Origin of the sequence: Methylobacterium sp. J-068 (assembly GCF_022829445.1) — a bacterium.
In the GTDB taxonomy this organism is placed as follows: domain Bacteria; phylum Pseudomonadota; class Alphaproteobacteria; order Rhizobiales; family Beijerinckiaceae; genus Methylobacterium.
In genome coordinates, this window is the sequence record NZ_JAKSXY010000084.1 from 48,201 (window position 1) to 71,990 (window position 23,790).

At 71.9% G+C, this 23,790-nt stretch carries 21 protein-coding genes; 8 read left to right on the plus strand and 13 right to left on the minus strand.

The annotated features are described in order from the left end of the window. Positions 1-105: 105 nt before the first annotated feature. Together mutL and MKK54_RS13865 are read right to left on the minus strand one after the other, a co-directional pair. Positions 106-2,043 carry a DNA mismatch repair endonuclease MutL gene (gene mutL / locus MKK54_RS13860; protein ID WP_244011634.1) on the minus strand — a complete coding sequence of 646 codons (1,938 nt, stop codon included), beginning with the start codon at positions 2,041-2,043 and terminating at the stop codon, positions 106-108. A gap of 78 nt (positions 2,044-2,121) precedes the next feature. Further along, positions 2,122-3,150, minus strand: a complete 1,029-nt coding sequence (locus MKK54_RS13865) for an SIS domain-containing protein (RefSeq protein ID WP_244011636.1) — start codon at positions 3,148-3,150, stop codon at positions 2,122-2,124. A 300-nt stretch (positions 3,151-3,450) separates the two neighbouring features. Between MKK54_RS13865 and MKK54_RS13870 the strand changes: the two genes are divergently transcribed. Beyond that, positions 3,451-5,214 carry an outer membrane beta-barrel protein gene (locus tag MKK54_RS13870; RefSeq protein WP_244011638.1) on the plus strand — a complete coding sequence of 588 codons (1,764 nt, stop codon included), beginning with the start codon at positions 3,451-3,453 and terminating at the stop codon, positions 5,212-5,214. A gap of 28 nt (positions 5,215-5,242) precedes the next feature. Here MKK54_RS13870 and MKK54_RS13875 read toward each other — a convergent pair whose 3' ends face one another. The 5 genes from MKK54_RS13875 to MKK54_RS13895 form a co-directional block, all read right to left on the minus strand. Continuing rightward, on the minus strand, positions 5,243-5,845 hold the full coding sequence (locus MKK54_RS13875; RefSeq protein WP_244011641.1) for an AprI/Inh family metalloprotease inhibitor: 603 nt from the start codon (positions 5,843-5,845) through the stop codon (positions 5,243-5,245). Between the two features lie 195 nt (positions 5,846-6,040). Continuing rightward, a complete protein-coding gene (locus MKK54_RS13880) occupies positions 6,041-7,285 on the minus strand; it encodes a cytochrome P450 (RefSeq protein WP_244011643.1) in 1,245 nt (414 codons plus the stop codon). Then, the gene (locus MKK54_RS13885) at positions 7,282-8,574 is read right to left on the minus strand and encodes an NAD(P)/FAD-dependent oxidoreductase (RefSeq protein ID WP_244011645.1); all 1,293 of its coding nucleotides are present in this window, start codon (positions 8,572-8,574) and stop codon (positions 7,282-7,284) included. The genes MKK54_RS13880 and MKK54_RS13885 overlap by 4 nt, the downstream gene beginning before the upstream one ends. Next, complete coding sequence (locus tag MKK54_RS13890; protein WP_409564181.1) at positions 8,571-8,867, minus strand: ferredoxin; 297 nt, start codon at positions 8,865-8,867, stop codon at positions 8,571-8,573. The genes MKK54_RS13885 and MKK54_RS13890 overlap by 4 nt, the downstream gene beginning before the upstream one ends. 139 nt (positions 8,868-9,006) lie before the next feature. Continuing rightward, positions 9,007-9,780 (minus strand): DUF3750 domain-containing protein, encoded by a 774-nt coding sequence (locus MKK54_RS13895; protein WP_244011648.1) that lies wholly within the window; start codon positions 9,778-9,780, stop codon positions 9,007-9,009. Between the two features lie 181 nt (positions 9,781-9,961). On the opposite strand from MKK54_RS13895, the gene MKK54_RS13900 reads away from it, so the two are divergent. Both MKK54_RS13900 and MKK54_RS13905 read left to right on the plus strand, forming a co-directional pair. After that, on the plus strand, positions 9,962-12,100 hold the full coding sequence (locus MKK54_RS13900; protein WP_244011649.1) for a TonB-dependent receptor: 2,139 nt from the start codon (positions 9,962-9,964) through the stop codon (positions 12,098-12,100). Positions 12,101-12,239: 139 nt separating this feature from the next. Then, positions 12,240-12,494, plus strand: coding sequence for a hypothetical protein (locus MKK54_RS13905; RefSeq protein ID WP_244011651.1), 255 nt, complete (start codon positions 12,240-12,242; stop codon positions 12,492-12,494). A gap of 110 nt (positions 12,495-12,604) precedes the next feature. Here MKK54_RS13905 and MKK54_RS13910 read toward each other — a convergent pair whose 3' ends face one another. Continuing rightward, positions 12,605-12,979 carry a DUF6481 family protein gene (locus MKK54_RS13910; protein ID WP_244011653.1) on the minus strand — a complete coding sequence of 125 codons (375 nt, stop codon included), beginning with the start codon at positions 12,977-12,979 and terminating at the stop codon, positions 12,605-12,607. A gap of 213 nt (positions 12,980-13,192) precedes the next feature. Further along, positions 13,193-13,402, minus strand: a complete 210-nt coding sequence (locus MKK54_RS13915) for a cold-shock protein (protein WP_055952791.1) — start codon at positions 13,400-13,402, stop codon at positions 13,193-13,195. Between the two features lie 616 nt (positions 13,403-14,018). Between MKK54_RS13915 and MKK54_RS13920 the strand changes: the two genes are divergently transcribed. Beyond that, positions 14,019-15,971 (plus strand): autotransporter assembly complex protein TamA, encoded by a 1,953-nt coding sequence (locus tag MKK54_RS13920; RefSeq protein ID WP_409564183.1) that lies wholly within the window; start codon positions 14,019-14,021, stop codon positions 15,969-15,971. Positions 15,972-16,018: 47 nt separating this feature from the next. Continuing rightward, positions 16,019-20,377 carry a translocation/assembly module TamB domain-containing protein gene (locus tag MKK54_RS13925; protein ID WP_244011655.1) on the plus strand — a complete coding sequence of 1,453 codons (4,359 nt, stop codon included), beginning with the start codon at positions 16,019-16,021 and terminating at the stop codon, positions 20,375-20,377. Positions 20,378-20,380: 3 nt separating this feature from the next. On the opposite strand, the gene MKK54_RS13930 is transcribed toward MKK54_RS13925, so the two are convergent. Beyond that, positions 20,381-20,569, minus strand: coding sequence for a hypothetical protein (locus MKK54_RS13930; RefSeq protein WP_244011656.1), 189 nt, complete (start codon positions 20,567-20,569; stop codon positions 20,381-20,383). A gap of 135 nt (positions 20,570-20,704) precedes the next feature. On the opposite strand from MKK54_RS13930, the gene MKK54_RS13935 reads away from it, so the two are divergent. The 3 genes from MKK54_RS13935 to MKK54_RS13945 all read left to right on the plus strand — a co-directional run bounded on the left by MKK54_RS13935 (position 20,705) and on the right by MKK54_RS13945 (position 22,025). Next, positions 20,705-21,208, plus strand: coding sequence for a peptide deformylase (locus MKK54_RS13935; protein ID WP_244011657.1), 504 nt, complete (start codon positions 20,705-20,707; stop codon positions 21,206-21,208). A gap of 113 nt (positions 21,209-21,321) precedes the next feature. Next, positions 21,322-21,729, plus strand: coding sequence for a hypothetical protein (locus tag MKK54_RS13940; RefSeq protein WP_244011658.1), 408 nt, complete (start codon positions 21,322-21,324; stop codon positions 21,727-21,729). Further along, positions 21,726-22,025, plus strand: a complete 300-nt coding sequence (locus MKK54_RS13945; protein WP_244011659.1) for a hypothetical protein — start codon at positions 21,726-21,728, stop codon at positions 22,023-22,025. The genes MKK54_RS13940 and MKK54_RS13945 overlap by 4 nt, the downstream gene beginning before the upstream one ends. A 223-nt stretch (positions 22,026-22,248) precedes the next feature. On the opposite strand, the gene MKK54_RS13950 is transcribed toward MKK54_RS13945, so the two are convergent. The 3 genes from MKK54_RS13950 to MKK54_RS13960 all read right to left on the minus strand — a co-directional run bounded on the left by MKK54_RS13950 (position 22,249) and on the right by MKK54_RS13960 (position 23,708). Continuing rightward, on the minus strand, positions 22,249-22,458 hold the full coding sequence (locus tag MKK54_RS13950) for a hypothetical protein (protein ID WP_244011661.1): 210 nt from the start codon (positions 22,456-22,458) through the stop codon (positions 22,249-22,251). 192 nt (positions 22,459-22,650) lie between these two features. Continuing rightward, complete coding sequence (locus MKK54_RS13955; protein WP_244011663.1) at positions 22,651-23,325, minus strand: HAD family hydrolase; 675 nt, start codon at positions 23,323-23,325, stop codon at positions 22,651-22,653. Between the two features lie 95 nt (positions 23,326-23,420). Next, positions 23,421-23,708 (minus strand): hypothetical protein, encoded by a 288-nt coding sequence (locus tag MKK54_RS13960; protein ID WP_244011666.1) that lies wholly within the window; start codon positions 23,706-23,708, stop codon positions 23,421-23,423. Positions 23,709-23,790: the final 82 nt, after the last annotated feature.

Consider the following 23,790-nt stretch of genomic DNA (forward strand, 5'->3'; position numbering starts at 1 on the left):
CTGATCAGTTCGGTGTGGGGTGCCTCGCGGGCTCCCTCTCCTTCCAGAAGGGGAGCCCGTCGCGTCTGATCGCCCCGAAGGGAGCAACTGGATTTGATCTGAAGGCTAGCGCCGGCCGAACAGCCGCTCGATGTCGTGGAGCTTCAGCTCCACGAAGGTCGGGCGGCCATGGTTGCAGGTGCCCGCCAGCGGCGTCGCCTCCATCTCGCGCAGGAGCGCGTTCATCTCCTCCGGGCGCAGGCGGCGTCCGGCCCGGATCGAACCGTGGCAACTCATGCGCGACAGGATCGCGTCCAGGCGCCGCCCGAGAGGGCCGCCGCCCGCATCGGTCCCGTCCGGGCTGTCATCCTCGAGTCCGCTCTCGTCGAGCGCGTCGAGGATGTCGGTGACGAGGGTCCGGATCGAGGCACCCGCGAGCGCCGCCGGCACCTCCCGCACCAGCACCGCGCCGGTGCCGAACGCCTCCAGGGTGAGGCCGAGGCGGTCGAGGTCGGGGGCCGCTGCCACCAGGCGCTCGGCATCGCCCGGCGCCATCTCCACCACGTCGGGAATCAGCAGGCCCTGGCGGGCGATGCCGCCCCGTGCCCGCTCGCGCTTCAGGCGCTCGTAGACGAGGCGCTCATGCGCCGCGTGCTGGTCGACGAGGACGAGCCCGTCCGCGGTCTGGGCGACGATGTAGGTCTCGTGAAGCTGTGCCCGGGCCGCGCCGAGGGGGTGGGCGCCGGTCTCGGTCGATTCCGGCTCGGCCTCCGGGCGGACATCCGCCGAGGGGCGCGCGAAGTCGGCGCGCGCGCCGGCGTGGTGCGAGAAATCATGTTGGAAGGCCGCCTGCGGCGTCTCGGCGAGGCCCGCGAAGGCGGGCGCGCGCGACGGCGCTTGGCGATCGTTGGACGGCGCGCCGAAGGAGGGCAGTCCCCGGGGCGGGCTGGGGGCCGGAGCCGGATAGGCGCCCGCACCCGTGTGGACCGCGAATCCCGCCGGCCGAAGGGCGTCCAAGGTGCGGGCGGCGCCGGTGGTGGAGCCGCGCAGACCCGCCTGCCGCAGGGTCTCGTGGATCGCGCTGACGATCAGCCCCCGGATCAGGCCGGGGTCGCGAAAGCGCACCTCGGTCTTGGCAGGGTGAACGTTGACGTCGACGAGGGCCGGATCGCACTGGATCGCCAGGGCCAGCACGGGATGGCGGTCCGAACTCATCGTGTCCGCGTAGGCGCCGCGCACGGCCCCGAGCAGCAGCCGGTCGCGCACCGGGCGCCCGTTGACGCTGAAGTGGATCTGATTGGCCGCGCCCCGGTGGTAGCTCGGCAGGCCGATATGCCCGGACAGCGCGAAGCCCTCGCGCGCCATCGCCAGGGCCAGGGCATTGGCACCGAAATCCGCGCCGAACACGCCCGTCAGCCGGCGCAGGGTCGCTGCGGGACCCGGATCGGCCTCGGCGGGGAACACCTGGGGGCTGCCGCTCTCGGTCCGCAGCACGAGCCGGATCCCCGGCTGCGCCACCGCGAGGCGGCGCAGGATGTCGCCGATCGCGGCGGTCTCGGCGCGGTCGGATTTCAGGAACTTCAGTCGCGCGGGTGTGGCCGAGAACAGGTCGGACACCTCGATGCGGGTGCCGCGCGCGCTCGGGGCCGGGCGGACCTCGCCCTTCACGCCGGCATCCACCGTGAGGGTGGCGCCCGCGTCGGCCTGCGCCGTCCGGCTGGTGAGGGTCAGGCGCGCCACGGCGCCGATCGAGGGCAGCGCCTCGCCGCGAAAGCCGAGGGTGTCGATGCGGGTGAGGTCGCCGCCGGGCAGCTTCGAGGTGGCGTGGCGCTCCACCGCCAGGGTCAGGTCCTCGGCGCTCATGCCGGCTCCGTCGTCGACGACCCGGATCAGGCGGCGGCCGCCGCCCTCGATCGTCACCTCGATGCTGCGCGCGCCCGCATCGATGGCGTTCTCCACGAGCTCCTTGACGGCGGAGGCGGGCCGCTCGACCACCTCGCCCGCCGCGATGCGGTCGACGAGGATCGGGTCGAGGCGGCGGACGGGGCGGGAGGCTGCGGACATCTGCCGGAGAGTATAGGCGCGGGCGCCCTCACCCGGAAGGCGCCGGTCGAGCCTGTGCGCGCCGATGCACCGGTTCCGTCAGGCGACGCCCGAGCGCAGGAGGTCGTGATAATGCACGAGGCCCACCGGGCACTCGTTCTCGACCACGATCAGGGCGGTGATCTTCATCGATTCCTGGATCTCGAGCGCCTTGGCGAGCAGCGTCTCGGGCGCGACGGTGCGGGGCCTGGCGCTCATCAGCGCCTCGACCGCGAGGCTGTCGAGGTCGCTGCGGAAGACGTTGCGGCGCAGGTCGCCGTCGGTGAGGATGCCGGCGAGGCGCCCGTCCGCCTCCACCACCAGCACCGAGCCGAAGCCCTTGGCGTCGATCTCCGCGATGGCCGCGCGCATCGGGGTGCCGCGCGCCACCACCGGCAATTGCGCGCCGGTATGCATGACCTCGCGCACCTGTCGCAGGGATGCGCCGAGGCGTCCGCCCGGATGGTAGATCGAGAATTCCCGGGCGGAGAAGCCGCGATGCTCCAACAGCGCCACCGCGAGCGCGTCGCCCAGCGCCAGCTGCATCGCCGTGGAGGTCGTGGGCGCGAGCCCGTTCGGGCAGGCCTCGCGGGCCTTCGGCAACGTCAGGCAGACATCGGCCTCGCGGCCCAGGGTCGAGGCGGCGTTCGAGGTGATCGCGATCAGGCCGACGCGGTAGCGCTTGGCGTAGCCGATGATGTCGGCGAGTTCCGTGGTCTCGCCGGACCAGGACAGGGCGACGACCACGTCCTCGGGCTGGACCATGCCGAGGTCGCCGTGGCTCGCTTCCGCCGGATGGACGTAAAGGGCCGGGGTCCCGGTGGAGGCGAGCGTCGCGGCGATCTTGCGGCCGATATGGCCGGATTTGCCCATGCCGGTGAGGATGGCGCGGCCCTTCGCGCCGGCGATGCGCGCCACGGCGGCCGTGAAGGCCTCGCCGAGGCCGTTGCCGATGGCCTCCATCAGGCAGGCGAGGCCGTCCCGCTCCGTCTCGATGGTGCGCAGGGCGGAGGCCACCGCCGGTGCGGTTTCGGTCTCGAGGCTCGGGAAGTTGTGGCGCTGCGCCAGGGCGTTGTCTGCTGGAGCCATTCCGGCCCGTATCCTTCTCGTCGCGCGCGGGCCCGTGAAGGCTCGCGGAATCGAGAGCCTATGGACAGCGAATGTGGTCGGATGGCGGCTCACACCCCGCCCGGCTTCCGTCCCGCACCGCCTCGGCCCCCGTCCCCGCCGCCGTTGACGCCGCGTTAACCCTGTCGGTTGTAGCCCAGTTAACCATGGCGCCCCGCTCCTCCCCGGAGAAACGGAGCGCCCGCCATGCGCGCATCCGCGCCGATGGCTCACGTCCCGACGCGCCCCACGGCGCGAAGCACAGCGGAAAGATCCCGATCCGTGACGCGTGCCGCGCCGAACGCAGGTAGGTCGAACCGGAGCCTCGCCGGGCTCGCGGTGACGGCCGTCCTGGTTCTCGGCCCGGGCACGGTCTCGGCCCAGGTGCAAGGCACGGATCCGGGTTCGGGCACGAGCTCGGGCTCCGGCACGACCTCGGGCAGCGGCGATCCCCGAACGGAATCGGGGGCCGGGACCGGCCTTTCGTCCGGCAACGGCTTGCGGGGCAGCGCGCTTTCCGGCGGCGCGTCCAGCCCTTCCCTGAGCAGCAGCACGGCCGGTTCGTCCACGACGGGCGAGACCTCCGGCGGCGCCGCCTCCACCACGCGCCCGCTCGCCGGCTCGCGCTCGGGCAGCGCCCTCACCTTCAGCGGGACCAGCGGCGCCAACAACCGCGCGCCGACCAACCTCCTGCGCCTGCGCGCCGCCCCGCCGCGCCGGTTCGGCTCGGCCACGGTCAAGCCCATCCGCGCGGTGACCCAGACCAATTCCTACGACCTGCGCCTCACCCCCGTGGTGCGCAATCCGGTGATCGGCGTGCCGTTGCCGACCCTGCTGCCCCTCGCCGGGGTTCAGACCCCGGGCTTCTTTCTCGGGACCGCCCTGCGCCGGCCGCTCACCGTCGACGAGGCCTACGCGCCGCTGGGGATCAAGGTCGGCACCTTCACCATCCTGCCAGCGCTCCAGCAGAGCGTCGGCTACGACACCAATCCCGACCAGATCACCAATCGCCTCGCCAAGCCCTCCCTCGCCCTGCGCACCGATGGCGAGGTGACCTTCCGCAGCGACTGGTCGTCGAGCGAGCTCACCGGCGACCTGCGCGGCGGCTACATCGATTATCCCGACAACGACGGTGCCAGCCGGCCCAACGGCTCGGGCGTCACCCGGCTGCGGATCGACGCCAACCGCGACACGCGCATCGACGTCGAGGGCCGCTTCGTCCTCGACACGCAGCGCGCCGGAACGCCCGACCTCGCGGCGGCCGTCGCCACCCGGCCCCTGGTCACGAGCTACGGCACCACGGTCGGCGTCACCGAGCGCTTCAACCGGGTGCAGGTCTCCGTGCGCGGGCTCTTCGACCGGTCCGAGTTCGAGGATGCGCAACTGTCCAACGGCACGATCCTGCGCCAGAGCGACCGCAACCTGAACCAGTACGGGCTTCAACTGCGCGCCGGCTACGAGATCTCGCCCGTGATCACGCCGTTCGTCGACGTGCTGGCCGATACCCGCGTCTACGACCTGCGGGTGGATTCCACGGGCATCCGCCGCAATTCGGACGGCCTGACGCTGTCCGGCGGCGCAAGCTTCGCGCTCACCCGCTTCGTCACCGGCGAGATCTCCGGCGGCCTCCAGCACCGGACCTATGCCGACCCGACCCTGCGCGACGTCACGGCGCCCATCCTCAGCGCCTCCCTGATCTGGACCGCGAGCCCGCTCACCACCGTGCGCCTCAACGCGGCCACCGGCGTGACCGAGACCACCGTGGCGGGATCGGGCGGCGTGCTGACCCAGACGGCGACGCTGGAGGTGCAGCACGACCTCCTGCGCAACCTCTCGCTCATCGGCGGGATCAGCTACCTGTCGAACGACTACGACCGCGTGAACATCACGGAGCGCGGCTTCTCGGCCACGGCCCGCCTCGACTACCGCTTCAACCGCTGGCTCGCCCTGCGCGGCAGCTACATCTACCAGCGCATCGACAGCTCGGTGGCCGGGTCGAGCTTCAGCGCCAACACCTTCCTGCTGGGGATGCGGATCAACCCCTGACCGGGGCCGGCCCGAACCCGCCGACCGCTCAGCGCACCATGGCGAGCGAGGCGCCGGACTTCGAGAGGGCGCCGTCGAGGGCGCCGCCGCCCTGGCGCAGGCGGGCCGTGACGGTGCCGCCGGGCTGGTATAGGTAGACCTCGCCGTCGCGGTAATCCCAGGCGGTGACCTTGGCCAGATCCTTGTTCGGGCAGCTCGAGGCGCTGGCCTTGTAGAGGTCGAGGGCGGGCGCGCTCGACAGCGAGACCTTGCAGCTCGCGCCCGTGGCGTCCTTGGCGTTCCAGCTGCCGACCACCGAGGAGCGCCCGCTCGCCACGATCGGCGGCGGCGCCACCGGGGCGATGCCCGGACCCAGATCGGGCACGATCACCGGCGTGGACGGCGCGACGGCGACGTTGGCTCCGACCGGCGGCGGCAGGTCGGCCGGCGCGGCGGTGGCGCCCGGCGGCGGCGCAAGTGGCGCCGAAGTCACGGGACCGGAGGGCATGGCCGGCGCGATCGGCTCCAGCGCCGCCTGGGGGCCGAGGCTGCCCCGCCCGCGCGCAGGCCCGTCGAAACGCTGCGAGGCGCAGGCGCCGAGGCCGGCGGCGAGCGCGAGGATGGCGACTGTCGAGGAGAGCGAACGCGGCATCGGTGGCTAAATCCCGAACAGGGGCAGGGTCGGGGCGTCGCGCCCCTGGTTCGGGTCTGGGTCACCGGCAATTGCGCTGGCGGCAAGGCATCGCGCGCAGCCCGCGCGGGTTTTGGCGGTACGGCGGCGCATTTGCCGGCCGGTGTGGCGCGCGCGCCTCAGCTCCGGTGAGGACCGGCTCCGTTCGCCCGTGGATCAGGGATCGATGCCGTCGATGGCGAGGCGCAGGTGCTTGGGTCCGCGCAGGGCCGAGCCCGGCCGGTAGGGCGGCGGGTCCGCGATCAGCCGAGGGTTCCGCAGACGGCGGGCGAGCGCCGTCAGGGCGGCCTCGACCTCGAACCGGGCCAGCGGCGCGCCGACGCAGTAATGCAGGCTGCCGCCGAAGCCGAGATGGCGGTTGTCGATCCGGTCCGGATCGAACCGCTCCGGCTCGGCATAGACCTCCGGGTCGCGATTGCCGGCCGCGAGCAGCAGCACCAGGGGCGCGCCCTCCGGGATCGTCACCCCCGCCAGCGTGATCGGGCACAGCGCCTTCCGCGTCCGGAACTGCACCGGTGGATCGAAGCGCAGCAACTCCTCGACCACGCGCGGCGCGCGCTCCGGATCGTCGCGCAGCCGCCGCAACTCCTCGGGATGGCGCAGCAGGGCGAGCATGCCGTTGGTGATGAGGTTGACCGTGGTCTCGTGACCCGCCACCAGCATGAGGATCGCCGTGGCGATCAGGTCGAAGTCGCCCATGCGCGGCGCGCCGCCGGGCTCCTCGGTGGCGAGCCCCGAGAGCATGTCGTCCTTCGGGTGCTTGCGCTTCTGCGCGATCAGACCCTGCATGTACTCGGAGATCGCATCGAAGGTGCGGCTGTTCTCGGCCCGCGCCGCGCCGTCCTGCAGGGTGTCGGGTTCGAGAGCGGTGGCGAGCTGCGTCGCCCAGGCGTGGAACCGGGCCTCGTCCTCGGGCGGGATGCCCAGCAACTCGCAGATCACCGTCACGGGGAGCGGATAGGCGAGGTCGTCGACGATATCGATCGTCCTCGCATCCCCGAGACGATCGAGGATCTCGTCCACCAGAACGTGCGAGCGCGCCCGCATTGCCTGGACGCGTCGCTGCGTGAATTGCCGCATGACGGCGGCGCGCAGGGTGTCGTGGTCCGGCGGGTCGCGGAAGATGAAGGGCCGGTGCGTGTCGGTGATGTGGTCGCGCAAAGGCTTCACCAGCCAATCCTTGAACGGATTGCCGGTCTTCGGCCGGTCGGCCGGCGGCAGGGTCTCCGAACTGACGCGCGGATCGTGCAGCAGGCTCTCGATCGCCGCGTGGGTCGCGGCCACGTAGGTGCCGTCCTCCTGGCGCGAGACCGGGCATTCCCGGAGCGCCGCGAAGAGCGGGTACGGGTCCGGCCGGGCGGCCTCGTCCTTCACCTGCGCGAACAGGGTGTCGTCGCTCATGCCGCGTCCTCGTCTGCGGGTTCGGGAAAGGCCGGCGGGAGCACGCGCATGGGCCCGGCATCGACCCCGCCCGGTTCCGGCGGGAACGGCGCCCGCGCGGCGATCCGCTCGGCATAGGCCGGGAGCCAGCGCGCGCAGTCGAAGGCGACGGCCGCGATGCAGCGGCCCTCGCGGCCATAGACCGCCAGGAAGCGCCCCTCCTTCGGGTCGCCTCGCGCGATCACGAGGCCGTCCGCGCCCGCCGTGAGGCCCACCGACTTGATCGTGATCCCGCCCTGGCTCGACCAGAAGGCCGGCACCTCGGCATAGGGGGCCTCCGGCAACCCGGCCAGCCGCCGCCCGGCCCGGACGCCCTGCGCCACCGCGTGACCCCAATGCTCCAGGGCGATGGGTTTGCCCGGATAGAGCGGGTGGGGAAAACGCGCGACGTCCCCGGCGGCCACGATGCGGGGATCGGGCCGCCCGTCCTCGTCGAGGGCGTCGCCGTCGGCATCGCAATCGAGCCCGCCCGCGTCGAAGGAAAGGCCGGATCCCGAGAGCCACCCGGTGTTGCGCACCGCGCCGAGGGCCACCACCACCACGTCGGCCGGGATTGCCGTCCCGTCGGCGAGCCGCGCCCGCACGACCCGGCCGGTGCCGTCGTCCTCCAGGGCCACGACCTTGGTGCCGCTGCGGATCGTGACCCCGCGATGGGCGTGCAGAGCCTCGACCACCGCGCCGAGATGCGCACCCAGCACTCCGGCGAGCAGGGTCGGCCCGGTCTCCACCAGGGTCACGGGCAAATCCAGCGTCCGGCAGGAGGCCGCGACATCGCAGCCGATGAAGCCGCCGCCGATGACGAGGACATGCTTCGGCCCCGCCGCGAGGTCGCGCCGCAGGGCGTCGGCGTCGTCGCGCCCGCGCAACGTATGAACGCCCGCGAACCGCCCCTGCGCGGCATCCGGCCAGGTCCGGGCGGAAGCGCCGGTGGCGATGAGGAGCCGGTCGTAAGGCAGGGCTTCTCCGGTCTCTACGGTCACGGTGCGCCGGGCGCGGTCGAGGCGGGTCGCCGGGGTGCCGAAGCGCCAGTCGGCGTCGAGGTCGACGAGGTTCGGCAGGGCGGTCGCATCCGCTCCGACCTCCCCCGTGAGCACCCCCTTGGACAGGGGCGGACGGTCATAGGGCCGATGCGGCTCGGCGCCGACGATCGTCAGGTGTCCGGTGAAGCCCGAGCGCCGGAGGCTCTCGGCGCCGCGCAGGCCGGCGAGCGAGGCGCCGACCACGACGATGCGCGTCTCGGCATCGCTCATCGGCGCGCGGCCCCGGCATCCTCGACGCGAATGGCCTGGACCGGGCATGCGATCCGGGCCCGCTCGATGTCGCCGCGCACCGATGCCGAGGGCGCCGGATCGTAGTGCAACGCTTCGCGTCCCCTCAGGACGAAGTGGTCCGGGGCCGCGTAGCAGCACTGGGCGTAGGCTTGGCACAGGTTGAGGTCGACGCTGACCCTCAGGCCACCGGCCGAGCGTCGCGCATCGGGACTCGGCGCATCGGGACTCGGCGCGGCGAGACGCGGCGCGGACGGATCGGGTCTGTCGGACATGCTTGCGCAATGTTCCGGCTTCCCCCTCGGTTCCGCCCAGGCCGCGCGGTCACGGGGACGCGGGGCAACACCGCGACGCCGACGCGGCGCGCGGCGGCACGTGCCCGGCAGCCCTCCGCCGGCCGTGTCGTCGGTCCCTTCAGGCCGCCCGCCCCCAGTCGGGCCCGATCCGTCCCCATCCGGGGAGCTTCAATGCGGGCCGGCGCAGGTCGAAGCCCGTCACCAGTCCGAGAAAGTTGATCTCGACCCCCTCGACCCAGCCGATGGTGAGGCCGGCATAGCCGCCGAGGCTGAGGCGCAGGCCCGTGCCGCTCGGCGTCCGCGCGACGAGGCGACCGGGCGGCGTCCAATCCTTGCCGAGGGCGGTCGGCGGCAGCGTATCCGTGACCCCCGGAATGCTGGCGAGGATGTGGGCCGCGAAGGTGTTCGAGTTGGGCCCCGGCCAGACGATGTAGGAGCCGAGCGCCCGGTGTGGATACGATGCCACCGCCGCGCGGATGCGGGGAATGGCCCGGCCGGCGGCATCTCCGTCGAGGGCGAGCACGGTCTCGGGCAGGTTGCCGAACCAGCGCCCGTCGGCGGCCCAGCCGTCGGTCCGGACCGGCAGGCCCCAGCCCACCACGTCGTACCGGGTGTAGCGTGCGGCGCCGGCCGGCTTGAGGACGATCCAGCTGTGGTGCGCGAAGATCCCGCGCCAGCGCCCGACCCGTGCGGCATAGACGCGAACCAGGGCGGGGTCGTCGGCGGTGGGCGCCTTCAGAAGGCCCGCGCTCGACCAATCCGCCACCGCCCAATCGGGCGCGCGCGCACCGCGCGCCATCCACCACAGGGCATGCGTGCCCAGCGGCAGGAAGAACAGGACCAGGATGGTGAGGAGGAGACCGCGCAGGGCGGCGAGAACGAAGAGGAGCACGGACATTCCGCTCGCCATGTCAGGGGCGGTGTCCGGTCCCGCAAGCGGCGTCACGGTCGCATGCGCGGAGTGGTGCAGCGCGGCAACACGGCCGAAAGAAGGCCGTTTCTCGATCGGGTCTCTCTTGTAACACTATAACATCTGCGTCACGAAACATTATAACGTGTTTCTGAGAGGCGTGATGCGGAATCGGCGATCCAGGGGGCTTTGGACGGTTGCCGTCCTGACGGGAACGGCGCTCGCTCCGGTGCCGGCCGGGGCGCAGCAGGCGCGGGCGACGCTGGAGGAACTCAGCGTCACCTCGCCGAGCCCGATCGCCACCGCACCGGTCACGATTCCGAGTGTGGGGCCGCCGATCGGCGTCCTGCCGGTGGTGACGAACACCTTCTCGCCCGTGACGGTGGTCACGGCGGAGCAGATCGCCCGCGACCAGCCCCGCACCCTGGGCGACGCGCTCGCCGACCGTCCCGGCATCTCGGCCTCGACCTATGCGCCGGGTGCCGCGAGCCGCCCGATCATCCGGGGCCTCGACAACAACCGGGTGCGCATCCAGGAGAACGGCGTCGGCATCCAGGACGTCTCCGAACTCGGCGAGGACCACGGCGTCCCGATCAACCCGCTGGTGGCCAACCGCATCGAGGTGATCCGGGGACCGGCCTCGCTCCGGTTCGGGTCGCAGGCCATCGGGGGCGTGGTCAGTGCCGAGAACAACCGCGTACCGACCTACATCCCGGCACGGGGGATCTCCGGCTCGGCCACGACGGGCTACTCGTCCGTCGACAACGGCCGGCTCGGGGCGGTCACGGTGGATGCGGGCGCGGACAACGTCGCGTTCCACGCGGACGGCTTCAAGACCGCCGCCGACAGCTACGCGACGCCCGCCGGCATCCAGCGCAACTCCGCCAACGAGAGCCAGGGCGGCGCGGTCGGCATGTCGTTCATCGGCGATCGCGGCTTCGTCGGGCTGTCCTACAGCCATTACGACGCGCTCTATCAGATTCCCGGCGGCGAGGCTGCCGAGAGCCGCACCCGCCTCGATCCGCGCCAGGATCGGCTCCTGGCGCGCGGCGAGTACCGTCCCGTCGATGGTCCGATCGCGGCGGTGCGGTTCTGGCTCGGCGGCTCGGTCTACCGCCACGACGAGATCGGTCTCGACGACCAGGGCGTCAGCGGCATCCGCGCCACCTTCAAGAACCGCGAGGCGGAGGGGCGCGTCGAGTTCCAGCACGTGCCCGTCGCCCTCCCCTTCGGCACGCTCACCGGAGCGCTCGGCCTCCAGGCGGGTCGGCGCACCCTCGGCACCGCCGGCGAGGCCGGCGGCCTGCTCGCGCCCACGGATTCCCGCAGCAACGCCGTCTACCTGTTCGAGGAACTCGCGCTCGGCGGCGGCCTGCGCCTCCAGGCGGCCGGACGCATCGAGGGCGACCGTTCCACCGGCACCGCCACGGCCTTCCCGGGCGACTTCCTGCCCATCGACGGCGAGGAGCCCCTCGCCTCCGGACGGCGGCGCAAGTTCGCTCCGAAGAGCGCCAGCTTCGGGGTTCTTCAGGATCTACCCTACGGCTTCGTCGCGAGCCTGAACGGCTCTTTCGTGGAGCGCGCGCCCACTGCCTTCGAACTCTACTCGCGCGGGGCCCACGACGCGACGGAGACCTTCGAGATCGGTGACGCCAACCTGAAGAAGGAACGGGCGCGCACCGTCGAGGCCAGCATCCGCCGGGCGGAAGGCCCGTTCCGCCTCGATGCCACGGGCTACTACACCCGCTACACCGGCTTCATCTACAAGCGCGACACCGGCATCCGTTGCGGCGACGACTTCGCCTCCTGCGGCAGCGACGACGAATTGCAGCAGATCGTCTACTCGCAGCGCAATGCCACCTTCTACGGGGCCGAGATCGGTGCCCAGCTCGACCTCATCCCGGTGGGTAACGGCTTTGCGGGTCTCGACGCGCAGTACGATTTCGTCCGCGCCCAGTTCGACGACGGCACCTTCGTGCCGCGCATTCCGCCGCATCGCCTCGGAGGCGGCGTCTTCGTGCGTGCCGACGGCTGGTACGCCCGGGTGAACCTGCTCCACGCCTTCGCGCATACGGAGGTCGCCCCGATCGAGACGGTGACGCCCGGCTTCGACGACCTGCGCGCGGAGGTGAGCTACACCAAGCCCCTGGATCCGGCCGTCTACGGCATGAGCGAGGTCACGCTCGGCCTGCAGGGCCGCAACCTGCTCGACGACCGCATCCGCAACTCGGCCTCGTTCAAGAAGGACGAGATCCTCCTGCCCGGACGCAACGTCCGCCTGTTCCTGACCGCGCGCTTCTGACTGAATGCGACGCGGCGCCGGACAAACATCCGGGTCCGGCGCCGCACGGGTAAGATAAAGGCCGACGCCGCCACCGGGGTATGCTAGGAGGAGCCCACCCCGCACGACCCCGTGCCCTGGGCAACTCCATGAGGCCCAAGTGGCAAACGCGTTCAAGAGCGGTGCATCCCAGTCGCGCTCGACCAATGATTTCAACGAGCGTGCCAAGCTTTTGTCCGAGCGTCTCGGCGCCATCGAGAAGCCGATCCAGGTGAAGCGCGGAAACGCGCCGCGCCGCACCTTCAAGGCCGGCCCGCGTCCCGAGGACGAGTCCAGCCCGGCCACGGAGCCGCAGGCCGAGGGCCACGAGGCCGCGGAATCCGAAGCCGAAGCCGAGACCAGCACCGAGGCCTGATCGCTTTTCGGCTGCGCCACCGCACGAAAAAGGGCCGACGAAGATCGCCGGCCCTCATCGATCCCGAGCGTTCCGTCTCACGGGTCGCGTTTCGAAACCCGTGAGAGATTTCAGCGCCGGGCCTTGGCCTTGCGGGCGGCGTAGCGCGCGTCGCGCTGGGCCTTCTTCTCGGCGAGATCGGCGGCCTTGCGCTCGGCGGCGGCCAGGGCCTCCGCTTCCTCGCGCGCGATCTGCGCGGCCAGTTCGGCCTCCTCACGGGCACGCTTCTCTTCCGCCGCTGCCTTCTCGGCAGCGATCCGGGCGGCCTCGCGCTCGCGAGCGCGCTCTTCACGGGCGCGGGCGACTTCCGCACGGGCTTGGGCCTTGGCGATCATCTCCGGATCGTCCGCCGGAGGGCGGGCCTTGAATTTTTCCAGCAGCATCTGCTTGGCGCTGAGGGAGTTCTTACGGCGATCGTCGAAATTCCTGTAGTCGAAGGCGCCCATCTGACCTTTCTCATGTGGTGTGTCGCTCGCGTCCGGCGTTGAGCACGCGCGGCGCGGGGCCGTGGAGGGAATCAAAAAAACGGGTGGTCTTGCATCGCAGCAGCCCCATGCCTCACCGACCGCGCGGAAGCAACAGAAGCCGCCCTTCGGCGAACGGCTTCTTGCGACATGTTGAATCGATGCCTCAGCGATCGGACATCGGCGAGGCCCGAATCAGGCCGCCTGGAGATTGCCGGCCGATTGCTTGCCGGTGCGGCGGTCGTTCTCGATCTCGTAGGAGACCTTCTGACCCTCGATCAGGTTGCGCATCCCGGCGCGTTCGACCGCCGAGATGTGGACGAACACGTCCTTGCCGCCGTCGTCCGGCTGAATGAAGCCGTAACCCTTGGTCTCATTGAACCATTTCACGGTGCCCGTGCTCATGGTGTTGTCCTCCTCGGAGCGTTGTCTGGCCTGCCATCGCCTGCCCGGAAACCGCTTGAAAACACGCGGCCGACCGTGGCGCAGGGTCGTCGGAATGGGATGGGATCGAAGCCACGCCCGTGACGACGGTCTGCTGGGCAGCCCTGACGTACGGCACGTATGCAACCCGGATGAATACCGGCCATGGAGCGATGGTGGCTATCTGGGAATCCTGCGACGCGGAGACAAGGCGCCAATCCGAGCCCGGGTTCCCGGACGGCGACGGGAAATGAAACCCGCCTCGGACGGGCCGGCCGCACGCACGTCCGGCATGGGCGCGTGCGGCAGGGATGTGCGGGACATGCGCCCGCGTGGCCGCCACGGTTGCGGGCACGCGGGCCGATCGATAGTCTCAAGCCCGACACAACCGGACACGCAGAGGCTTAACGCCTTCGACACGGCCCGGCCGGATCATTGCCGGATCATGGCGCCGGGACGAGGACGGGGATGGTATGACGGAACCTAGGAAGCGTCGGCGGAGCGGCCGAGGGCCGGGACCGATGCGGGGACGTTTCCGCCGGAACGCGCATTCGTGAGGTGGATCCGGGGGCGGGTTCGCGACACGTCGGGGCTCGGGATCGCGCGGGCGGCCTGGCCGCTCGCCATCGCCTTGGCCGGCGGCGGGCTGGCGGCCGGGCCGGCCGCGGCCTTCGATCTGTTCGGCCTGTTCGGCTCCGAGGAGGAGCCGCCTGCGCCGAGTGAAGGGGCCCTGCCCTACACGGTGAAATTCCAGGGCGTGGACGATGACGACGTCCTGCGCGCGCTCCAGGATACCTCGACGCTTCACCGCCTGCGCCAGGAGGCCCCGCCCGACGGCGAGGGGCTGGTGCGCCGGGCCGAGGCCGACCTGCGCCGCCTCGCCGACGTGCTGTCCGGCTACGGCTATTACCAGGGCCGGGTCACCATCCGCATCGACGGCATCGTGCTGGCGGGCGAGGGCACCGTGGTCGCCGCCGCCCGGGCGGCGGAGGCGTCCCGCGCGCGCGCGCTCGTTCCCGTCAAGGTCGTGCTCGATCCGGGCCCGCTCTACACGTTGCGCTCCGTGGCGGCGCGCGATCCCCGGGGCAACCCGTTCCCCGAGGAGGTCCTGCCCGAGCGCTTCGTCCGTGTCGGTGAGGCGGTGCCGGCCCGCTCGGCCACCGTGCTCGCGCGCGAGGCCCGGATCGTCGATCGCTTCCGCGCGCTGGGCCATCCCTTCGCCAAGGCGGTGACGCGCGATCCGGTGGTGGACGATGCCGCCCACGTCATGGACGTCACCTACACCATCGATCCGGGGCCGATCGCCGGCCTCGGCGAGGTGGCGGTCCGTGGCACTCAGGGGATCGATCCGGCGGTGGTGCGCTCGTTCATCTACGCCGAGCCGGGGGACCCGTACTCGCCCAAGGCCGTGTCGGACATCCGCCGCTCGGTGGCCAAGGTCGAGGGCCTCGGCTCGGTCCGGGTGCGCGAGGGAGAGGCCCTGGACGGCGCCGGCAACCTGCCGATCTTCGTCGATGTCACCGAGCGCGAGCGGAACCTGATCGGCGTCTCGGCTCGCTACTCCACCGTCGATGGGCCGGGCATCCGGGCCTATTACGCCAACCGCAACCTGTTCGGCGGCGGCGAGACCTTTCGGGTCGATGCCGACATCTACTACCTCGGCAACGATCTCTACGCGAAGCAGCGCAAGGCCGCCGGCATCGAGTCGAACGGGCTCGGCGGCCGGCTCTCCGCCACCTTCGTCAAGCCGGCCCTCTGGGGCACCCGCAACGACCTCGTCGCCAACCTGTTCGTCGGGCGCGAGGCGCAGCAATCCTATGTCAGCGATGCGGCCGGCGGTACGGTGGCCATACGGCACCGCTTCTCCGACACGTTCTTCGCCCAGATCGGCGTCGACGGGCAGGCCGGGCGCTCGCAGGACGCGCTCGGCAAGGTCGATTACCGCCTGATCGGCGTGCCGGTCTCTGTCTCCTACGATTCCACCGACAACCTGCTCGACCCGACGCAAGGCGTGCGCCTCACCGCCTCGGCGACGCCCTATGCGGGGTTCCTCGGCTCCGATCCGTCGATCTTCGTCGCCAAGGCGCAGGGCTCGACCTACTACGCCTTCGACGACGAGGCCCGCTACATCCTGGCCGGCCGCATCGGCTTCGGTTCGATCTCGGGGGCCAACCTCGACGAGATCCCGGCCAATATCCGCTTCTTCGCGGGCGGCGGCGGATCGGTGCGCGGCTTTCCCTACCGCACGCTGGGGCCGCGCGGCCCCTTCAACCTGCCGATCGGCGGCCGCAGCCTGCTCGAAGCCTCGGTGGAGGCGCGCATCAAGGTCACGGACACGATCGGCGTCGTGCCGTTCATCGATGCCGGCACGGCGTTCGCCGGCAGCCTCCCCGATTTCGACGAGCGCATCCGCTACGCGGTCGGCCTCGGCCTGCGCTACTACACCGGGATCGGACCGATCCGCGTCGACGTCGCCTTCCCGATGGACCGCATCAAGGGCAATCACGAGCGCCCCGTGGCCCTCTACATCAGCCTGGGGCAATCCTTCTGATGCGGTTCTTCGGTTTCTTGAGCGCGCGCGGTCGGCGTGATCCCCGGATGGCGCGGGGCGGTCTGGTCCGATCCCGTGGGATTTCCGCGAAGGGCACCCTCCCGGCTCTCGTCCTCGCCGCGACCCTTCTTCTCCCCCTCGGCGGCGCCACCCTCACCCGCGCGGACGAGGGCGAGAAGACGGTGCTCGGCGGCCTGCTCTCGAAGGCCCTCTCGACGCCGGGCTCGCGCGTCGCCATCGGCGCCGTCGACGGCGCCCTGTCCTCCGACGCCACCATCCGCGACGTGGCGATCAGCGACGCCGACGGCGTCTGGCTGAAGCTCGACCGGGCGCGCCTCGTCTGGCGCCGCCTCGCCCTGCTCTCCGGCCGCCTCGAGGTCGAGAGCCTGGAGGTCGGGCGCCTCGAAGTCCTGCGGCGTCCCCGCCCCGCCCCGGTCTCGGCGACGCCCGAGCCCGACGGCTCGCTGCTGCCGGACCTGCCCGTGAAGGTCGAGGTCAAGGCCTTCCGGCTCGCCGAACTCGTCCTCGGCGAGGCCCTCGCGGGGCAGCCGGCACGCCTCTCCGCCGAGGGCCGGGCCAAGCTCGGCGCTCCCTCCGAGGGGCTCGACCTCGACCTCACCGTGCGCCGCCTCGACGCCGAAGGCCGCTTCGGCGCCCGCCTGCTGTTCGTGCCCAAGGGCGAGACGCTCGAACTCAAGACCACGCTGGTGGAGCCCGCGGGCGGCCTGCTCTCGAAGGCCGCCAACGTGCCCGGCACGCCGCCGATCAACCTCGACCTCGACGGGCGCGGCACCCTCGATGCCTGGAACGCGCGCCTCGACCTCGATGCGGGGCCGGAACTCGGCGCCAAGGGCACCGCGCGCATCTCGCGCATCGGCGCCGAGCGTCGCCTGACGCTCGATCTCGCCTCGCGGATCGAGGCGCTGCTGCCCGGCCCGGCCGCGGCGATCTTCTCCGGCACGACCAAACTCGACGGTGGGCTGCGCTTCTCCGACAGCGGCGCCTTCGGCATCGACCGGCTCGAACTCACCTCCCGCACGGCCCGCCTCGACGCGCGCGGGACGCTGAGCGCCGAGCGGATCGCGGATTTCCTCATCGCGGCTCGTGCCGTTCCGACCGAGGGCGGCGTGACTAAGGCCGCCGATGCCGAACTCGACAGCCTCGTCTTCGACGGCAGCCTGAAGGGGCCGATCGCCCGCCCCACCGTGAACGGCACGCTCAAGGCCGCCGGATTGCGGGCCGATGGCAGCGCGCTGGAGCGGATCGACGCCAGTCTGGCGATGATGCCGGCGGGCGCCGAGCCGGGTGCTGCCCGCTTCGCGCTCTCGGCCGACGCCAAGGTCGACGGCTTGCGCCTCGCCGACCCCGCCCTGCGCCGGGCGATCGGCTCGCGGGCGGCGCTGACCTTCCGGGGCACGCTGCAGCCCGACGGCATCGTCGAGGTGGCCAAGCTCGATCTCGACGGCCCGACCGCCCGCGCCTCCTACGCCGGCAAGGTCGGCCAGAACACCCTGACCGGCACCGTCGACGCCGCGCTCTCGGACCTCGCGGCCTTCTCGGAGATGGCCGGGCGCCCGCTCGCCGGAGCGCTCACGGCGCGCGCCGTCCTGAGCGGCGATCCGGCGCGCAAGGCGGTCTCGGCGGATGTGGACGTGCGGACCAGCGGCCTCGCGCTCGCCTCGGCCCCCCTCGATCGCACCCTCGGCAGCGCGCCGCGTTTCAGCGGCCGCCTCTCGCAGGTCTATGACGGCTACGCCTTCGAGGGCGCTCGGCTGGAGGGCGCCGCGATCGTCGGGCGCCTGGAGGGCCGGGCCACCGCGCGCCTTGCCGATGCCAAGCTCGTCGTCGACCTGAAGGACCTCTCGGCCCTCGATCCGAAGCTCGCCGGCCGCGCCCTGCTCGACGGCCGCCTCACCGGCACGCTGGAGAAGCCCGATCTCACCGCGACGCTGACCGCCGGTGACGCGCGCGCCCTCGGCCGTCCGCTGCGCGACCTTCGGGTCGACATGGCGATGACGGATCTCACGGGGGCCCTCGACGGAACCCTGCGCCTGTCCGGCGACATCGGCGGCAAGCCCCTGCGGGGCGACGCCCACCTCGCGCGGCCCTCCGCCGATGCCTGGTCCCTCGACCGGCTCGCCTTCCGGCTCGGCTCCGTCTCCCTCGACGGCCGCGCCGCCCTCGACGCCCGCACGCTTCTCACACAGGGCGCGCTCACCCTCGCGGCGGGTAATCTCGACGATCTCTCGCCCCTCGCCCTGACGCCGCTCGGCGGCAATCTCGACGCTGCCATCACCCTCTCGCGCGAGGGTGGGCGGCAGGACGCTGCGGTGAAGGCCAGGGGGGCTTCGCTCCGCGCCGGGGAATTCGGACTCGCGCGGCTCGATGCCGACCTGACCGGACGCGACCTGACGGGCCGGCCGGTGATCGACGGCCGCGTGAACGCCGACCGCCTGATCGCGGCCGGCGAGAGCCTCGATACGGTCCGCCTCGCGGCCGTCGGCGCGCCGAACGCGAGTGACATCACCCTGTCGGCCAAGGCGCGCGGCTTCGACCTCGACGGTGCCGCCCGCCTCGTGCCGGGCGAGCGCACCCGCATCGAACTCGCCCGGTTCTCCGCCGCGCGTGGCGGCGACCGTCTGGCGCTCGCGGGGCCCGCCAGCGTGACCCTCGACGGCGGCACGGCGCTCATCGACAACCTCGTGGTGGCCGCCGGCTCCGGCCGCGTCAGCCTGTCGGGCCGGGCCGGACAGGTCCTCGACCTCAAGCTCGGCATCCGGGCCCTCCCCCTGGCATTGGCCCGCATCGCGTCCCCGAGCCTCGCGCTCACCGGAACCCTCGACGGCGAGGCCGACCTGCGCGGATCCACGAACCGGCCGGAGGGCCGCTACGCCTTCACCGTCGCCCGCCTCGTCACGCCGGAGACGCGCAAGGCCGGCTTGCCGCCCATCGAGGCCCGGGCCAGCGGAACGCTGAGCGACGGACGCGCCGGGATCGAGGGCCGGGTCTCCGCCGGGCGCGGCGCCGAGATGAACATCAGCGGCTCGTTGCCCGTGGCGGCGGGCGGCGCCCTCGCGCTGAAGCTGCGCGGCACCCTCGACGCCGCCCTCGCCAATTCTCTCCTCAGCACCGGCGGCCAGCGCGTCGCCGGGCGCATCGCCATCGATGCCGGCGTCACCGGAAACCTCGCCGCGCCGCGCGCCGAGGGGAGCGCCACCCTGGCGAACGGGGCCTTCACCGATCCGCTCCAGGGCATCCGCCTCACCCAGATCGAGGGGCGCGTCACCGGGCGCGGCGACACCCTGGTGGTCGAGCGCCTCACCGCCCTGACCCGCAACGGCGGGACCCTGCGCGGCGACGGGCGCGTCGCGCTGGATCCGGCCGCCGGCTTTCCCGGCACCCTCCGGGTCTCGGCCGAGCGGGCCGAACTCGTCTCCAGCCCGCTGATGACGGCGGTGGCGAGCCTCAACCTCGCGCTGACCGGCCCGCTCGCCCGCACGCCGAAGGTGGCCGGGCGGATCGACCTCGTCTCCGTCGACGTCTCGGTGCCGGACCGCCTGCCCGCGACGGTGCAGCCCCTGCCCGAGATCCGCCGGGTGAACACGCCGCCGGAGGTGCGGGCACGCCTCGACGCGCGGGCCGACCGGCGTGCGAAGATCGCGGCGCTCGGGCGCAAGGGCCGGAAAGGCGCCGCGCCCTTCGACGCCACGCTCGACGTCGCGGTGAACGCGCCGAACCGGATCTTCGTGCGCGGCCGCGGCATCGATGCCGAACTCGGCGGCGCGCTGCGCCTCACCGGCTCCTCCCGCGACCCCGTGGCGACGGGGGCCTTCGAGATGCGGCGCGGCCGCCTCAGCGTGGTCGGCCAGCGCCTCGACTTCACCCGAGGGCGCCTGACCTTCGGCGGCGAGATCGCGGCCCCCGACCTCGACTTCGTCGCCGAGACCAAGGCGGCCGAGGTCACCGCCCGCATCGCCGTCACCGGGCCGGCCAACCAGCCGAGCTTCCTCCTCACCTCCGATCCGAGCCTGCCGCAGGACGAGGTGCTCTCGCGCCTGCTGTTCAAGAAGGCATCCGGTGGCCTCTCGCCCTTCCAGGCCCTGCAACTGGCGCAGGCCGTGGCGCAGTTCTCGGGCGGCGCCGGCGGCGTCGACGTGTTCGAGCAGGCGCGCAAGGGGCTCGGGCTCGACAGCCTCGATGTCTCGACGGGGGCGAGCGGCGGGCCCGCCCTCGGCGCATCGCGCTATCTCAGCGATCGCCTCAGCGTCGGCGTGAAGGCCGGCGCCAAGCCCGCCGACACGGCCGCCACCGTGGATTACGACGTCTCGCGCCGGGTCAAGATCCAGGGCGAGGCCGGCAGCGACGGCCGCACCGCCGTGGGTGTCGGGGCCGAGTGGGAATATTGAGCCTCAGCGCGTCAGCCAGAGCGACTGGCCGACCTGGCTCAAATGGCCGTGGAAATGGGTCACCAGCACAATCGCCCAGAGAAGGCCGAGGAGGGTCGCCAGCGTCAGCAGGATGACCTCCCCGGACCCGCGCAGGTCACGGGGCTTGCCGATCGCGGCATCGCGGCGGGCTTCGGAACGACGATCCGTCATTGCGTCTCCGGAACGAGTTTGCTCTGTGTGAGCGACCGACGCCGCAAGGCGCGGGCCAAAGCACGGATCAGGGGATCGCGCCCGATCCATCGCGGCCCGCGCGCGGTCTGACCTCCCCTCGCTCGGAATCACCCGGTGTCCTCCGCATCCCTCCTGATCTATCCCGACCCGCGCCTGCGCCTGACGGCCGCCCCCGTCGTGACCTTCGACGCAGCCCTGCGGGACTCCGTGCGCGACCTCGAAGCGGTCATGCGCTCCGTGTCGGCTCTCGGCCTGACCCTGCCGCATATCGGCCGGCCGCAGCGCGTCGTGCTGCTCCGGATGGAGCCGGGCGAGCCGACGACGGCCTACGTGAATCCCGAGATCGTCTGGGCTTCGCCCGAGCGCGGTCCCCAGGAGGAGGGCAGCGTCTCCATGCCGGGCGTCATGGAGATGGTCGACCGCGCCGCGCGGATTCGGCTTCGGTTTCAGGATCTGGACGGTGTCGAGCAGGAGGAGGAAGCGGAGGGGTTTCGCGCCGCCTGCCTCCAGCACGAGATCGACCAGCTCGACGGCATCTTCTGGATCGAGCGGCTCTCGCGCTTGCGCCGCGACCGCGCCGTGAAGCGCTTCGCGAAGCTGCGGCGCGGCGCCGCGTGACGGGACGTGCGCGAGCGTCCCCTCCCGTCGCGCCGTTTCGTGCCCTAAATCCCGTCACAGCCGGAGGGGTTTTGTGAGAGACACTTAAGTCCGCCCCTCGCGAAAGGTGCCCGATGTCCCCGCTCCGTCTCCTCGGTCTCTGTCTGGTCCTCGGCTTCGGGGCCCCGGTCCCCGCGACGGCGGCGCCCGGGCCGATCATCGGCTGCCCCTCCCTGGTCAACCTGCGCATGCTGATGCGGCAGACGAAGGCGGATGCCGGCGGCGCCGCGGCGATCCTCGGCAACGACCAGGCGGATCACCTCGGTTGTGTGGTCCTTGCCCGCGAGGCGGTCACGGCGCTGCAGGAGCACCTCACCCTGAGCGGGAACGCCTACGATTGCCTGACCCTGCGCAACACCGGAATTTGTCACTGGGTCGTGGCCGGCACCGTCGACCTCGCCGAACCGCCGGCCAAACCGCGACCGGGCCCGAAGGCGGGATCCGGCGACAAATCCGGCGCCCCCGAGAAGGCACGCCGATGACGGGATGGCTCCGCACCCTTGGCCCCGCGCTCGCGATCGTGTTGATCGGCGCGAATCTCGCCCCGCTGAGGGCCGAGACGGCAGTCGTCGCCTGCGAGACGCTGGTGCAGCTGCGCGTGCTGATGGCGTCCGGCGACCGGGTCGCGGCGGAGGCCGCGCTGCCGGGACATCCGGGCTGCCGTACCATTCCGCGCGGGCGGATCGGTGCCGCCGAGCATCGAGCGATGGTGGGAGGCGCGCCGTTCGAGTGCCTGGCCGTTTCGGGTGAGAGCGCCTGCGCCTGGGTATGGCCCTGAACCGTGGGGCGGCCCCCAGGGGTTTGATCGGGGGCGTCCGTCCCGGCACGATGGAACGACCGAGGTCTCCTCGACGCCCGATCCGCGTGGCCTCGGGCTCTACGCGATCGGGCGGCAGATCTCCTTCGCCTGCATGAAGCGCTCGCAGGGCGGCTCGCGCCGCGCGACACCGGGCTCTCGCCCGTCCTGATCCTGCGCACGGGACCGAGGGCGGTTCAGGAGGTCAGACGCTGAGCGGTGCGCCGATGCGGGCGCGGAGCATGTGACGGAGGTTCTGGTTCGCGGTCGCGTCCGCGTCGAGCGCCGACATCAACCGCAGCAGCCGGCTGATCGGCGTGGTGCGGTCCTCGACCGCCGAGCGGATCTGGACCTGCAGCGGGGGCTGCTCGGCCGAGATCTCGGTTTTCAGGTTCGTTTGGGCCGGCTGGGGCATGGTCCGCGGATCCGTGGCGTGATCAGGCGCGATCACGGGCGGCTCGCTACGCCATGAATCGCGCCCGCGCCAGAGTTTTTTGCCATCTATCCATAGCCGGCACGCAATCCTGTCCTGCGCGCGGGAACAAAACGGGTTCTCGTCAAGAATGTGGGGACGACCCCGTTTCCCATCCGGATGGTGAGGGCCGCGTTAGCGCGCGAGGGGAGAATCGCGGTATCCGTCGAGGATGTCCTGCGGGTCCTGGTAGAGCGCGACGCAGCCCGCGCCGTTGAGGTCCGCTTCGGGAAAGCCGCCGCAGAGCACGCCGATGGTTCGGATCCCGGCCTTGGACGCCGCCTCGGCGTCGTAGGGCGTGTCGCCGATCACGATGGCGGCCGCTGCGCCGATCGGGGCGAGCTTCTCGAGGGCCGCCGCGAAGATGTCCGGGAAGGGCTTCGAGCGCTCGACGTCGTCGGAACTCACCACCACGTCCGCCAAGCCCTCGATCCCGAGAAGCTTCTGATATTGCTCGACTTCCTTCGCCTTGCCGGAGGAGGCCAGCGCCACGGTCAGGCCCTCCGCGCGAAGATGCCGAAACAAGGCAGGCACGCCCGGAAACGGCTTCACCTTCGACAGGTAGTCGCGCTTGAACAGGTCGGAGCGGTAGGCCTCGATGCGCTCGCCCTCGCGCGCGATGCGCGATTCGTCGAGGAACACCGGGAGCAACTGGTCGCCACCCTTGCCGATCTGGCTCCGGGCATCCGCATGGGAGACCGTCACCCCGAAATGCGCGAAGGCATCGACCCAGGCCCGGGCATGCAGGTCGACGCTGTCGAGCAGGGTGCCGTCGATGTCGAAGATCACCGCCTGAACGGTCTTTGCCATGGTCCTGTCCCGTGCCCGTTGCGGCGCGGGGCTGCGGCCCCGTCACCCGTCCCAGGCGAACGGCCGGACGGCACGGCCGTTCCAGCTTCGAGCGCTCAGCGCGGGAAGATGTGGAATCCGTCGTCGGGCAGCAAGTTGCGGGCGGGGCCGCCGGTCTGCTGTCCGCGCCCCTGCTGATAATAGGGCAATTCGGGACGGCGATCGTTGTCGCTTCCCGAATCGTATTCCCAGCTGCGGCTCCACGGCGCGCGGCCACCCACGCCGCCGGTCGCGTCGACATCGACGATCACCGGCGCGCCGCGCGGTGCGCCGGGGCCCGCCACGGCGCCGATGGGTAGCCCGGCCAGGCTGAGGGCGAGCAAGGTGGAGATCGTGGTCTTCATGACGGCCTCGCGGGGAAAGCATCGGCGGCGCGCTCGCGCGGGGCCGCGCAGGACTGGGAGCTGGTCTGTCAACCGCCAAGGT